Source organism: Leyella stercorea (assembly GCF_019052365.1).
GTDB lineage: Bacteria > Bacteroidota > Bacteroidia > Bacteroidales > Bacteroidaceae > Prevotella.
In genome coordinates this window covers 1-14,162 of sequence record NZ_JAHQUY010000071.1, presented here as the reverse complement: position 1 = coordinate 14,162, position 14,162 = coordinate 1, and the positions used below count along the sequence as shown (strand labels likewise).

Here is a 14,162-nt window from a genome sequence, read left to right as displayed (position 1 = left end):
TGAGAAGTGTCAGCCCTAATTTATTTTGTATGAAAAGTTTTAGCGGACAGCAATAATTGTTTTTACGTATAATGATGTTTCACTTGCTGTGCGTCGCTTCGCACATACAGTTATTTAACGTATTTCTTGCCGTTCTGGATGTAGATGCCTCTGCCGAGAGCGTTGAAGCTGTTGCCTACGTAGCGTCCGTCTACGGTGTAGATGCGTCCGTCGTTGGTCTGCACGTCTACATTCACGTCCTCGATGCCAGTCTCGCCAGCCACGCACACCTTCACCTCGTCGAGGAAGAAGCGCTGTCCGCCGTTGAAGTAGATGCGGTCGTAGCCGTTGCCCTCAAACTCTACGCTGAAGTCGTTCCACTTGCCCTCCTCCATGAAGAAGCGCTCGAGCATCGTGTTGCCGAAGTAAACGTCAACGGTGTTGTCGTCGCCCTTATACGGAGCCGCCTTGAAGGTGAGGCGCACCTTGCACGGCACGTTGAACGTCGGAGTAGAAGCCTCACCCGGCACAGCCTTTGAGCCGAAGCGTGCGCACTTGTTGGCGGCATAGCCCTTGTTGTAAACCCAACCCGAAACATCGGTCTTCAATGCGCTGGTGGAAGTAGCTGTCCAAACGCCGTCGTTGCCGCCCTTGCCAGTGTTGCTGTCGAAGCTCTCGTAGAAGAGTTCGGCACCCGGAGTGATGTCGATGTTCATGCCCGGCAGACCGCGGAAACGGAAAGCTACGGTCTTGTCGTCGTTCTGCCTGATGTCGAGCAGCGCCTTGCCCATGAGCTTCGATCCGTCGATGTTGGCGTTGAAGAGCGTAGCGGCAGGCTTCGAAGTGTCGGTAAGACTGTCGTTCTTCACAACACCGTTCTCTGTGAACGGATATGTGTCGTAAGACGCGTTGCGGTATGTCATGAAGTTGTCTGCGTGAACCACCGTCATGCGCTGGTGGGTAGGGTCGTCGTTCACGTTGTTGTTGTCCCAAGCCGACTTCAGATAATCTACGTGTGTTACGAGCAAACCCTGACCCGGCAGCGATGCGTCCCACTTTGTCTTCTGACGGTTGTCGATAATATAATACTCGTCGCGATAGTTCTCGTTATACATAATGTATGTCTCGCCACCCTCGCTGAGCGGTTTCATGGCAGACACAATCTTGTCCTTCGTAAGCTCGATAGGCTCTATCCAGCCTGCCACCCACTTCTCGTAGCCTGTGAAGCCAGCCGGGCAGAAGCCGTTGCCGTTGTAGCAGCCGGAGTGGAGCAGATCCCAGTCGTCCATGCCGTAGCCGCCAGAGTAGGTGGTGTCGTACATGTCGGCAAAGCCGAGACAGTGAGAGAACTCGTGGCATACTGTGCCTATACCGTCGCAGCCCTTGTCGGGGTTAAGCTCGCAACTGCAGGCGTAAGTGTTCACGTATACGCCCTGACCGGTGTCGAACACCTTGCCGTAGTCGCTGTGCTGGAGGTAGAACATGTGGGGCCAGATGTTGGTAGAGGCTGCGCCCTCGTAGTTCTCGCCACGACCTGCGTAGAGAAGGAACACCTGGTCGACATATCCGTCCTTGTCCCAGTCGTACTCGGTGAAGTCTACCTTGCCCTTGCACTGCTCGAGCGCCCATGCAACGAGCTCGCCGACGTGCTTGTCTGAGCCGCCGCCAGGATAGTTCTCGCCGTAATATGTCGACTCCTTCGGAGCTGTGAGCGGACCGATAACGTCGAACGTAAGTTCAAACTGTCCGCCGCTCTGTGCGTGGTAGTAGTCGCGTACGGAGCCCTTGAAAGAGCCATCGGTATAGTTCTCTTTATTAGCGAAATTCTCGTAGAAATTCTTGTCGTGTGCGCTTTGGAACGAGCGGTCGGGGAACTGCACGAGCATGATAAGACCTTTCTTCTGTCCGAAGTAGCCCTTCTTCTCGCCAGCCTTCATCATGCGCTGACGCCTTACGCCCATGTTCTTGTTAATCTGAGCACGCTTCATGCGCGCATTCTCGCGAGCCGCAGGCACGTCCATAAGCTCATAAAGCCCGTCGGCGTTCTGTTTGTAGCACTTGCCGTCCTCGGCGAGATAATAGTGCAGGAACTCGTCGCCCTGAAGCGAAGCCTTCAGTTCGGTTCCATTGACCAGCTTGATGACCGTCGAACCCTTTCTTGCCGGAGCAGCAAACACAGAGAGCGAAGCCATAGCTATGCACAACGATAGTAAAGTCTTTCTCATATAAGATTTGGATGTAATAAAATAAAAATGCAATTTAGATTTAAATCGGTTGCAAATTTACTGATTTAATTTTCATTTTTCAGTGTTTTTCAAATAATTATGTACATGGCGATGTGTTTTTCACCAATTTTAAACTAACTTTGTAGGGTTGATATCAACTAACCTCAACACCTCACCACAACAACATCTCAACACCTCAACACCTCAACATGACAACATAACTTAAAACCCAACAATATGGAAAACAACGAAAAAGACCAGATTCAGTTGCCCGACAACGCCTTCACCGAGTTGAAGCCGGGCGAAGAGTACAAGCCCGTGATGGAACCGGGCAGGAGTTATCCCGAAGTAAACCTATGGTCGGTGACCTGGGGCATCATCATGGCGATGCTCTTCTCAGCCGCTGCAGCCTATCTCGGACTGAAGGTGGGCCAGGTGTTCGAGGCAGCCATCCCTATCGCCATCATCGCCGTAGGCGCATCTACACTCGCCAAGCGCAAGAACCCGCTGGGCGAGAACGTAATCATCCAGAGCATCGGTGCCTGCTCGGGCACCATCGTAGCCGGAGCCATCTTCACGCTGCCCGCCATCTACATCCTGCAGGCAAAGTATCCGGAGATGAGCGTCTCGTTCGTCAAGGTGTTCATGTCGTCGCTGCTCGGCGGCATCCTCGGCATCCTGTTCATGATTCCGTTCCGCAAATACTTCGTGAAGGACATGCACGGCAAGTATCCTTTCCCCGAAGCCACAGCCACCACGCAGGTGCTCGTGAGCGGAGCCAAGGGCGGCTCGCAGGCTAAGCCGCTGCTCATCGCAGGTCTCATCGGCGGTCTGTACGACTTCATCGTGGCTACCGTTTATTGGTGGAACGAGTGCTTCACATCGCGCGTCGTAGAATGGGGCGCCGTGGCTGCCGACAAGGCAAAGCTCGTGTTCAAGGTGAACACCGGCGCTGCCGTGCTGGGCTTGGGCTACATCATCGGCTTAAAGTACGCCTTCATCATCTGCCTCGGCTCGTTCGCCGTATGGTGGCTCATCGTGCCGGGCATGTCCATGCTCTTCCACGACCAGGTGCTCAACATCTGGAACCCTGAGATTACGCAGACCGTCGGTGCTATGTCACCAGAGCAGATCTTCAAATACTACGGCAAGAGCATCGGCATCGGCGGCATCGCCATGGCTGGCATCATCGGCATCATCAAGTCGTGGGGCATCATCAAGGGCGCCGTGTCGCTCGCCGCAAACGAGATGAAGGGCGGCGCACAGGCGTCTGCCGACACCGTACGCACACAGCGCGACCTGCCGTTCAAGTTCATCGCCATCGCCTCTATCGCTACGCTCCTCATCACCTTCATCTTCTTCTGGTTCGGCGTGATGGAGGGCAACCTGCTCTTTGCGGTTGTAGGCATACTGCTCGTCACCGTGATAGCGTTCCTCTTCACCACCGTAGCCGGCAACGCCATCGCCATTGTAGGTTCCAACCCCGTATCGGGCATGACGCTCATGACACTTATCCTTGCATCGGTAGTGCTCGTGGCTGTAGGTCTGAAGGGCACTGGCGGTATGGTTGCAGCACTCATCATGGGCGGCGTAGTCTGCACCGCACTCTCTATGGCAGGCGGCTTCATCACCGACCTCAAGATTGGCTACTGGCTCGGCACAACGCCGAAGAAGCAGGAGACTTGGAAGTTCTTAGGCACACTCGTGTCGGCTGCTACCGTGGGCGGCGTGATGATTCTGCTCAACCAGACTTACGGCTTCGCAAGCGGACAGCTCGCTGCTCCTCAGGCTAACGCGATGGCGGCTGTGATTGACCCGCTCATGAACGGCGTAGGTGCTCCGTGGGCACTGTACGCTATCGGCGCTGTCATCGCCGTAGTGCTCACCTACTTCAACATTCCGGCTATCGCCTTCGCGCTCGGCATGTTCATCCCATTGGAGCTGAACACTCCGCTCCTCGTTGGCGGCATCGTCAACTGGTACGTCACCTCACGTTCAAAGAACGAAGAAGTGAACCGTGAGCGCGGCGAGAAGGGCACACTGCTCGCCAGCGGCTTCATCGCAGGTGGCGCTCTCATGGGTGTTCTCTCTGCCCTCCTCCGCTTCTGCGACGTTCACATCGCATCAGACGCTTTCAAGGAGGCATGGTTTGCCAACCCGCTCTCTGAAGTGGCTTCGCTCGCAGCCTACTGCTGCCTCATCGGCTACTTCGTAGTGGCAACAAAGGGAAAGAAATAAGACAACGCTGGGGATATGGAAACACTATTGGCTGCTAAAAGAATCGAGTAGGCGAAAAAATCTTCCATATCTTCCAGAAACGCCGCAACTCTCATGTTATAAGCATAGTAAGGGCTGGAAGATAAGTCTGAGAACGAGTTATCTTCCAGCCTATCTTCCAGCTATAGCTGCTTATCTGATAGTTCACACTGCTCATTTTTCCTCAGAGATATATAGAAAAAGTCCGCTCAGCAATGCTGAACGGACTTTTTTTATTTTTTATATGCTAAGCCTGATTGCTTTCACACAAGGCTAACAATAGTATCGTTGCTTTACAGCTGGATAACGAGGTACGGAGATGCGTTCCAGAACTTGGCTGGGTCTACGATGGTGAGTGTAGATGTGCCGTCGGCGTTATGCTCGATAGTGTAGCTGCCCTCCGGGTTGCCCGAAACCACCTTCGCCTTCTTCGAGTCGAGCTTCAGAGTCTTGAAGTGGCGCATGTCGACGCTCTTGAAGAGGCCCTTGTCGAGAGCAGCGTTGTTTACCTTCTTCTTCTTGAGGAAACCGCCCTTGAGCAGGCCCTTCTCGCTGAGCTCCTTCTTCGAAGCAGCTACATAGTAGCGTGTGTTGAGTTCCTTGTCCTGCTGTGCGTTCTGCTCCTTGAGGCCTTCCTTCTCGGTTGTCACGGTGCTGAGGTTGAGGCTCAGCTCGTTTATCTTCACGTCCTTTGTCTCTACGAGTTTCTCGAGTTCTTCTATTCTTGCGCTCTTCTCGGCGAGCTGTGCGTTGAGATAGTCTACCATCTTGTTGAGGTCGGCGATGGTCTTCTTCGACTTCTTGTTCTGTGCCTCGCTCTTTGCTGTGAGATCAGCTATCTGCTGCTGCTTGCGAGCGAGCAGGTCCTTGAATGCACGCAGCTGTGCGAGCATGTGTTGCTTGTCTGTTGTGCCTTCAGGATTGTTGAAGATCATGTTCTCCTGCACCTGGATAGAGTCGAGGCAGAGCGAAACGGAGTTGATAAGCGACGACATCTCCTCTACTTCCTTGTCCTCGAGCGCCTCGGCTACTGCCTTTGCGTCGTTGGGCTGTGCGTTCTTGTTGTTACCACATGAAACAAATGATGCGAAGCCAATGGCTACCATCAGGATGAGCATTGCTGATTTGATTTTCTTCATATTGCTAAAAAATTAAAGGTTATAACTTGCTTGAAATAATAAAAAAGGTTACAACATACCGACAATATGTGTCTGATTACAGAAACAATGTGTTCGAATAGGTGGTTGCAAAGTTATACATTTTATTAATATGAGCAAAAATTTATGTCGTTTTTTTTCTTCCGTGCAAAAAAAGGTAGACAAACTTGCGGTGTCTTCTTTTTTTTATCTAAATTTGCAACGTCTAAGAATAAATACCGAAAAGATGGTTTTTAAATACGACTTTCTGATTATTGGTGCCGGAGTTGCCGGCATGAGCTACGCTTTGAAGGTAGCTCGCGCACACAAGGGAAAGGTGTGCATGATTTGCAAGACTTCGCTTGACGAGGCAAACACTTCGTTTGCCCAGGGAGGCGTTGCCTCAGTGACTAATCTTGCAGTCGACAATTTCGACAAGCATATAGAAGACACGATGATAGCGGGCGACTTCATCAGCGACCGTCGTGCCGTAGAGCAAGTGGTGCGCAATGCGCCGGAGCAGATTGCCGAGCTCGTGAAGTGGGGCGTCAACTTCGACCGCAAGGAGAACGGCGAGTTCGACCTGCATCGCGAGGGCGGACACTCCGAGTTCCGCATCCTGCACCACGCCGACGACACGGGCGCCGAGATACAGCGCGGCCTTATGGCTGCGGTGCGCGCATGCCCCGACATCGACGTTAAGGAGAACCACTTCGCCGTGGAGATAATCACGCAGCACCACCTCGGCGCGCGCGTCACACGTCGCACACCTTATATTAATTGCTACGGTGCGTACGTGCTGAACCCCGAGACGCAGAAGGTGGACACATATCTTAGCAAGGTGACGCTGATGTGTACGGGTGGCTGTGGCGCCGTATACCAGACCACTACCAACCCCATCATAGCTACGGGCGACGGCGAGGCGATGGTATATCGTGCTAAGGGCACGGTGAAGGACATGGAGTTCGTGCAGTTCCACCCGACGGCGCTCTACCATCCGGGCGAGACTCACCCTGCGTTCCTCATCACTGAGGCGATGCGCGGCTACGGTGGCATACTGCGCCTGCCGAACGGCGAGTCGTTCATGGAGAAGTACGACGAGCGCCTCTCTTTAGCTCCGCGCGACATCGTGGCGCGTGCCATCGACAAGGAGATGAAGATACACGGCATCGACCACGTTTGCCTCGACGTTACGCATAAGGACCCTGCCGAGACAAAGAAGCACTTCCCGAACATCTACCTCAAGTGCAAGTCGATAGGCATCGACATCACCACCGACTATATCCCCGTTCGCCCGGCTGCCCACTACATGTGCGGCGGCATAAAGGTTGATCTCAACGGACAGTCGTCGATTGAGCGTCTGTACGCCATCGGCGAGTGCTCTTGCACGGGTCTGCACGGTGGCAACCGACTGGCGAGCAACTCGCTCATCGAGGCTGTGGTGTACGCCGACGCTGCTGCCAAGCACTCGCTGGAGCACGTAGACGAGTACGACTTCAACGAGAAGGTGCCGGAGTGGAACGACGAGGGCACGATGACCAACGAGGAGAAGGTGCTCATCACGCAGAGCGTGAAGGAGGTGGGCGAGATAATGTCCAACTACGTGGGCATCGTGCGCTCCGACCTGCGTCTGAAGCGTGCGTGGGACCGCCTCGACTTGCTCTACGAGGAGACCGAGGAGCTCTTCAAGCGCGTAAAGGCGAGCCGCGACATCTGCGAGCTGCGCAACATGATTAACGTGGGCTACCTCATCACACGACAGGCTATCGAGCGCAAGGAGTGCCGCGGACTGCACTACACCACCGACTATCCGCTGCACGCGTACGACAAGAAATAACTAACATATTATGAAGCAAAGAACATTACTCATCGCTCTCTGCTCATTCCTCCTTATGAGCTTCTGCGTCAGCAAGAACGCCATAAAATACGAGAAGGGCGCCGCCGTAGTCAACACCACGTCGATAGTGAAGGCGCGCGGTTTCCAGGGCAAGACGCCGGTGAAGATATACATCCGCAACGGCAAGGTGCAGAAGATAGTGGCGCTGCCCAACCAGGATACTCCCTCGGTGTTTGCGCAGGCGGAGACGCTGCTGAAGAAGTTCGTGGGCAAGAGTGTCGACGAGGCTGAGCAGATGAAGGTGGACGGCGTGAGCGGTGCCACCTACTCGTCGAAGGCCCTCATACAGAACGTGAAGGGCGGACTGAAATACTACCGAGAGAACAAGAAGTAGAGTTTCTTACATAGCAATAAGAATATAGAAAGCTGGTGCTTTCGCTGCAAGAGGCAGCGGAGCGCCAGCTTTTTTATATATAATCTGCAAGAGCGCAAGCGCCATTTCAAACTATTACTACAGAAAAGCGCCTATCATACTAAACAAATTTAACTCCAGACTTGTAACAATCATTTTTATTATCTATTTTTGCGACAGGAAAAATACCAAAGGTGTTGATTCATTATTAAACTCGTCCTATTTTACGGGACACTAATGTTTTAAAATATGAGTTCCTGTTCTTTCAGAATCGCCTACTCTATATTAAATAGGAAGATGCTGCTTGTATGCATTTCAGTCCTTGCCTTTTTGTACGTACAGAGTTCTTACGGACAGCAGGTTTATGGAGAAGTACAACATGACAATTGTCCGATTGAGAATTGTAATGTTGTGGTAAGAAACGTGGTGGATTCTGCTTTTGTTTCAGGAGCCACTACTGATAAATCGGGCTTCTTCGCGATAGACAAGATAGATTCAGGAAGTTACTTTCTGGAAGTTTCGTGCGTAGGATATGAAAGACAGAAAGTCTCGTTTAATGTTTCTTCAGACCAACCTGTCAGTTTACAGATAGACCTTCCACTTAATGAGAAATTCTTGAACGAAGTAACAGTTACTGCTTCTCATAGAATATGGAAGAGAACAAACAATTCATTGGTAATGAAAGTTGAGGGCACTCCGCTTGCAGATATGGTTTCGGCTATCGACGTTTTAGCATACATACCAGGAATCGTGGTTGACAATTCTGGCATAAAACTTATTGGTAAAGACAATGTGCTCATTTTGATAGACAATCGTGCAGTGTCTTCATTTTCAGAAGTAGAAAACCTAAGTGTCAACTTGATTAAAACTGTTGCTATCGAGAAAAATGCCGGCGTGAGATATGACAGCAAATATAAATCGATCTTGCGAATTTCCACAAAGAAAAGAAACAGCAATGCAGTGGAAATAAGCCAAAGGACAAAAGTGGGTAGAAAGGTCTCAAATACAGAAAACGTAAACTTCTGTCTCGGTTCAAACAAAATAACGCTTGACGGTGGAGTCGCCATGAATTTTCGCAACGACTTGAATCATTATACTGCGGAGACACAGAATATAGCGAATAATGCACAGTACATTAGCCAGCAGTCGGTACGGAACAGACGAAAAGGCTTTGACGCTTCGCTTGGACTTAAATATGAGTTCAGCGACAACCACTACTTGCAGCTATTCGACAATTTCTATTATGCAGGCAATAAACCTACAAACAACAGTTGCACTGATTTGTATGAATCAGATTTGTGTGAACAGGTGTTTACCGAAATAACCTCCAACTACAATGAAAGGAACAACCGGTTGAACCTCTTCTACAACCTTCCGCTATGGAAGGACAGTCGTTTAGAACTCAATCTTGACTACATACACAAATCTTCAGATGACAATCAAGCTGTCAAAGATACCGACAAGCAAAGAACCAATAAGTTCAACATAGAATACAACGGACGTTATAACGTTTATTTGGCGCAGCTGAACTATTCGGTTAAACTTGGATGCTCTTTAGATGGAAACTTGGGTCTTGACTATTTGAATCTGAAGAATAACACATCTTCCCATGGTTCGGAAGCCATGAACATGACAGACAACGAGGGAGAGCATAAAGAACAACAGATTGCATACTACGCCAACTTGAAAAAACAACTGAATAGATTTGGTTTTCAAGCAGGTGTCAGATACGAATCGGTTTGGCTGAAGTACATGGATACAAAAGAGAATGCTGAACAAACAAAACGAATAAACAGCTTTTTCCCTTTTGTATCTTTGGATGTAAAGCTGTGTCAAAAATGGAATCTCTCATTAGCATACGACAGGAAGATGAACCTTCCTTCATATCAACAACTAAACCCTATCACTACATATTACGACAAGTATAGCTACAGAATCGGCAACCCGAAACTGAAACCAGTTTATTTTAACAACATCTCATTAAGCGCATTATACGGCAATGCTCTGAACATTTATGCAGAATACTCGCTTATACGAAACGAAATACAGGAAGTGTCGATGGCTGACGCCACCAATCAGAAAGTCATAAAGATAATTCCGATCAACATAGCGAAGAAACACCTAATAAACATCGGAGCGAACCTTACGAAACGGTTTGGTAGGCATCAGATAGGGCTTCACAGCGCATTCTTAGCACAAAAGAACCTATCGGATAATTTAGCGGTTGACCGAAATCGCTTTTATACCTCTATTTATGCTTCCGCTAATTACAACTATCGCATACGAGAGAATATAAACTGTTACGTCAGGATGAATTATACCAGCAAAACAGAAGATGCGGTTTTCAAGCAAGACCCTTCGTTTTGCACCAACACTGGCGTTATTTTCAGCTTCTTCGACAAGAAGATGCAACTGAATATTGCTTGCAACGACATATTCCGTACAGAGAACACTGATTGGAAAGTGAGATATTTAAATATCAACAATTTACAGAGGAACAATATCGACTCGCGATACTTTTCTGTTTACCTCAAATACAATATCAACAAAACTTCGCGCAAGAATAAAGTAAAGAGTGTGGATAATGTGCTGAATAGATTGTAGTCTCGCTCAGTTTTCTCCTCGCACACCGACAAACATTGCCATCGGGCAGCGGATGGAATCTGATTGGACGGCGGACGGAGCACGACGCGTAGTCTATAAGCCTCAGAGTTAAGAAGTTGAAAAAATGGGAACAAATATTGAGGAATGTGCAATAAAATCGTTACCTTTGTAAAATTAAAGTCTAAGCCTCGAAAGTTTAAGACAACGCCCCGAAAACAAAGAAACAGCACCCCGAAACTAAAGAAACAGCACCCCCAATAGGTAAAAGGATATCAAAAGAACACATTAAACAAATAAAGAAAAGAAAGATGAAGACTGTTTATGATTTCTCGGTGAAAGACAGAAAGGGTAAAAGCGTGTCGCTGAAGGAGTATGCCAACGAAGTGCTGCTCATCGTAAACACAGCCATAAAGTGCGGCTTCACACCGCAGTATGAGGAGCTGGAGAAGCTCTACGAGAAGTATCATGCGCAGGGATTCGAGGTGCTCGACTTCCCGTGCAACCAGTTCGGCGCACAGGCACCCGGCACCGACGAGTCGATACACCAGTTCTGCAAGCTCACGTACAACACCGAGTTCCCGCGCTTCAAGAAGGTGAAGGTGAACGGCGACGACGCCGACGACCTCTTCAAGTTCCTCAAGGAGCAGAAGTCGTTCGCAGGCTTCGACCCTGCACACAAGCTCACTCCGGTGCTCGAGGAGATGCTCGCCAAGGATGCGCCCGACTATAAGGAGACAGCCGACATAAAGTGGAACTTCACAAAGTTCCTCATCAACAAGCGCGGAATGGTAGTGGCTCGATTCGAACCGACAGAGAGCCTCGACAATATCGCAAAGCAGATTGAAGAACTGCTGTAAGAAAGGTGGTGAGATGGTGAGAGGTGTGGAGTTGTTATGTTGAGGTGGTGAGATGGTGAGATATGAAAGATGGTGAGATATGTCAACACCACAACATAACAACACCACAACACCACAAATCTCAACACCTCAACATAACAACATTACAACACCACATACAACCCCACATATCTCAACACCACAACATCTCAACATAACAACTTGTAATAAAATCAATAGAAATGGAAAATAGAGAACATGTGCGTTGCCTCATCGTGGGCAGCGGTCCGGCAGGCTACACTGCTGCAATATACGCTGGACGCGCCAACCTCAGCCCGGTAGAATACTGCGGCATTCAGACTGGCGGTCAGCTCACACAGACTACCGTCGTAGAGAACTTCCCCGGCTACCCCGAGGGCGTGGACGGCAATCAGATGATGCAGGACTTGCGCCAGCAGGCTCTGCGCTTCGGCGTAGACATGCGCGAAGGCTCAATCGCAAAGGTCGACTTCTCGAAGAAGCCATACGTGCTCACCACAGACACGGGCGTCGAGATTGAGGCTGACACCGTGATCATCGCTACCGGAGCAAGCGCCAAATACCTCGGACTCGACGACGAGAAGAAGTACAACGGACAGGGCGTGAGCGCATGTGCCACATGCGACGGCTTCTTCTATCGCAAGCGCACCGTTGCTGTAGTGGGCGGCGGCGACACAGCGTGCGAGGAGGCTCTCTATCTGGCTGGTCTCTGCAAGAAGGTGTACATGATTGTGCGCAAGCCTTACCTGCGTGCGTCTGACGTAATGCGCAAGCGCGTAGAGGAGAACGAGAAGATCGAGATTCTCTACGAGCACAACACTCTCGGACTCTTCGGCGAGGACGGCGTGGAGGGTGCTCACCTCGTGAAGCGCAAGGGCGAGCCCGACGAGGAACGCTACGACATCGCTATCGACGGCTTCTTCCTCGCTATCGGTCATAAGCCGAACACCGACGTGTTCCGCCCGTTCGTCGACTGCGACGAGACTGGCTACATCAAGACCATCGACGGAACGCCGCGCACTAACGTGGAGGGCGTGTTCGCTGCCGGCGACTGCGCCGACCCGAACTACCGTCAGGCTATCGTGGCTGCAGGCTCAGGCTGCAAGGCTGCGCTCGAGGCTGAGCGCTGGCTCACTGAGCACAACCTGTAAAGAAAAGTGGCGGAGGTCTCCGGCCTCCGCAGCACCAAATGAAACATCTTTATAAATTTCAATAGCGGAGGTCTTTGGCCTCCGTAGCAACCAGTTTGATAGTATTCGACTTGGTGCTGCGGAGGCCGGAGACCTCCGCTACTGGTTTTAAATCAACCCAAAACATGACAATCCTCCTCACCGTAGCCGCCTACTTCGCGGCTCTCATGCTCTTCAGCCGCCTCACCGCACGGCGCGGCGACAACAACGAGACCTTCTTCCGCGCCAACCGACGCTCGCCGTGGTACATGGTGGCGTTCGGAATGGTGGGCGCTTCTATCTCGGGCATCACGTTCGTGAGCGTGCCGGGCATGGTGATGCGCACCGATATGACATACGTGCAGACCTGCATCGGCTTCATCCTCGGCTACTTCGCCATCGCCTTCCTGCTGCTGCCCGTCTACTACCGGCTGAACCTAACGACCATCTACTCGTATCTGAAGGAGAGGCTCGGCAAGCGGTCGTACAAGACCGGCGCATGGTTCTTCCTCACGTCGAAGATGACGGGCGCCGCCGTGCGCTTCTACGTCGTCTGCATCATTCTGCAGCGCTTCGTGTTCGACGCCGTGGGCGTGCCGTTCCCCATAACCGTCGTGAGCATGACGCTGCTCATCTGGCTATACACGCGCCGCGGCGGCATCAAGACGCTGGTATGGACCGACACGTTCCAGACCACTTGCATGTTCGCTGCGCTGCTCCTTATTATATATAATGTGACGCAGCAGCTGGGCATGAGCGTGGGCGAAGCCGTGCAGGCGGTGGCTGCCGACGAGCACAGCCGCATGTTCGTGTGGGACGACTGGGTGTCGACGCAGAACTTCTGGAAGCAGCTGCTCAGCGGAGCTTTCATCGCCATCGTGATGACGGGCTTGGATCAGGACATGATGCAAAAAAACCTCACGTGCAAATCGCTACGCGAGGCTCAAAAGGATGTGTGTACGTATGGTTTCGCCTTCGTGCCCGCCAACCTGCTGTTCATGGCACTCGGCGTGCTGCTTATGATGCTGGCTCAGAAAGAGGGCACTCCGCTGCCTGCGGCTGGCGACGAGCTACTGCCGATGTTCGCGGCTACGGGCGCGTTGGGCACCATCGTCACGGTGTTCTTCACCATCGGCATCGTTGCGGCGTCGTTCTCCAGTGCCGACTCGGCGCTCACGGCGCTCACCACGAGCTACTGCGTCGACATCTGCGAGCGTCCCGAAGACGAGCGTCTGCGCCGCCGTGCGCATGTGGGCATCGCTGTGGTGTTCGTGGCGTTCATACTGCTGTTCCGCATGCTCAACTCTACGAGCGTCATCGACGCCATCTACGTGCTCTGCTCATATACCTACGGTCCGCTGCTGGGTCTGTTCGCCTTCGGTCTGCTCACGCGCCGCGCCGTCAACGACCGCCTCGTGCCATACGTCTGCCTCGCCTCACCCCTACTCTGCTACGCTCTCGACATCACCGCGCAGCATCTCTGGGGCTATCGCTTCGGCTACGAGCTGCTCATGATCAACGGAGCGTTCACGTTCGCAGGGATGTGGGCTACGAACAGCGCAAAGAAACATGAAAACTCCCACTGATTTCACACTATACGTTAGGATGTAAAAACTCCCACAGATTTCACTCTAAGTTTGCAGAAGAATGCGACGCAGTCGCATAAACG

At 51.5% G+C, this 14,162-nt stretch carries 9 protein-coding genes; 7 read left to right on the top strand and 2 right to left on the bottom strand.

Translation table 11 applies throughout. The annotated features are described in order from the left end of the window. Positions 1-110: 110 nt before the first annotated feature. Positions 111-2,204: a M6 family metalloprotease domain-containing protein gene (locus KTQ90_RS10875; RefSeq protein ID WP_217318454.1), complete on the bottom strand. Its 2,094-nt coding sequence runs from the start codon at positions 2,202-2,204 to the stop codon at positions 111-113. Positions 2,205-2,441: 237 nt separating this feature from the next. Here KTQ90_RS10875 and KTQ90_RS10870 point away from each other — a divergent pair, with 237 nt between their 5' ends. Next, positions 2,442-4,442 carry an OPT family oligopeptide transporter gene (locus tag KTQ90_RS10870; protein WP_217318453.1) on the top strand — a complete coding sequence of 667 codons (2,001 nt, stop codon included), beginning with the start codon at positions 2,442-2,444 and terminating at the stop codon, positions 4,440-4,442. Positions 4,443-4,753: 311 nt separating this feature from the next. Here KTQ90_RS10870 and KTQ90_RS10865 read toward each other — a convergent pair whose 3' ends face one another. Next, on the bottom strand, positions 4,754-5,599 hold the full coding sequence (locus KTQ90_RS10865) for a Cbp1 family collagen-binding glycoprotein adhesin (RefSeq protein WP_217318452.1): 846 nt from the start codon (positions 5,597-5,599) through the stop codon (positions 4,754-4,756). 244 nt (positions 5,600-5,843) lie between these two features. Here KTQ90_RS10865 and nadB point away from each other — a divergent pair, with 244 nt between their 5' ends. The 6 genes from nadB (at position 5,844) to KTQ90_RS10835 (ending at position 14,079) form a co-directional block, all read left to right on the top strand. After that, on the top strand, positions 5,844-7,433 hold the full coding sequence (nadB, locus tag KTQ90_RS10860; protein WP_022158294.1) for an L-aspartate oxidase: 1,590 nt from the start codon (positions 5,844-5,846) through the stop codon (positions 7,431-7,433). A gap of 10 nt (positions 7,434-7,443) precedes the next feature. After that, a complete protein-coding gene (locus tag KTQ90_RS10855; RefSeq protein ID WP_217318451.1) occupies positions 7,444-7,827 on the top strand; it encodes an FMN-binding protein in 384 nt (127 codons plus the stop codon). 267 nt (positions 7,828-8,094) lie between these two features. Beyond that, positions 8,095-10,449: an outer membrane beta-barrel family protein gene (locus KTQ90_RS10850; protein ID WP_217318450.1), complete on the top strand. Its 2,355-nt coding sequence runs from the start codon at positions 8,095-8,097 to the stop codon at positions 10,447-10,449. A 308-nt stretch (positions 10,450-10,757) separates the two neighbouring features. After that, the gene (locus KTQ90_RS10845; RefSeq protein ID WP_217318449.1) at positions 10,758-11,306 is read left to right on the top strand and encodes a glutathione peroxidase; all 549 of its coding nucleotides are present in this window, start codon (positions 10,758-10,760) and stop codon (positions 11,304-11,306) included. A gap of 221 nt (positions 11,307-11,527) precedes the next feature. Then, positions 11,528-12,475, top strand: coding sequence for a thioredoxin-disulfide reductase (gene trxB, locus KTQ90_RS10840; protein ID WP_217318448.1), 948 nt, complete (start codon positions 11,528-11,530; stop codon positions 12,473-12,475). Positions 12,476-12,639: 164 nt separating this feature from the next. Continuing rightward, a complete protein-coding gene (locus KTQ90_RS10835; RefSeq protein WP_217318447.1) occupies positions 12,640-14,079 on the top strand; it encodes a sodium:solute symporter in 1,440 nt (479 codons plus the stop codon). Positions 14,080-14,162 lie beyond the last annotated feature (83 nt).

Bases quoted from the DNA above. Each gene is read 5' to 3' on its own strand.
- KTQ90_RS10875 (WP_217318454.1), bottom strand. From the start codon at position 2,204: ATGAGAAAGACTTTACTATCGTTGTGCATAGCTATGGCTTCGCTCTCT.
- trxB (WP_217318448.1), top strand. From the start codon at position 11,528: ATGGAAAATAGAGAACATGTGCGTTGCCTCATCGTGGGCAGCGGTCCG.
- KTQ90_RS10845 (WP_217318449.1), top strand. From the start codon at position 10,758: ATGAAGACTGTTTATGATTTCTCGGTGAAAGACAGAAAGGGTAAAAGC.
- nadB (WP_022158294.1), top strand. From the start codon at position 5,844: ATGGTTTTTAAATACGACTTTCTGATTATTGGTGCCGGAGTTGCCGGC.
- KTQ90_RS10865 (WP_217318452.1), bottom strand. From the start codon at position 5,599: ATGAAGAAAATCAAATCAGCAATGCTCATCCTGATGGTAGCCATTGGC.
- KTQ90_RS10850 (WP_217318450.1), top strand. From the start codon at position 8,095: ATGAGTTCCTGTTCTTTCAGAATCGCCTACTCTATATTAAATAGGAAG.
- KTQ90_RS10855 (WP_217318451.1), top strand. From the start codon at position 7,444: ATGAAGCAAAGAACATTACTCATCGCTCTCTGCTCATTCCTCCTTATG.
- KTQ90_RS10870 (WP_217318453.1), top strand. From the start codon at position 2,442: ATGGAAAACAACGAAAAAGACCAGATTCAGTTGCCCGACAACGCCTTC.
- KTQ90_RS10835 (WP_217318447.1), top strand. From the start codon at position 12,640: ATGACAATCCTCCTCACCGTAGCCGCCTACTTCGCGGCTCTCATGCTC.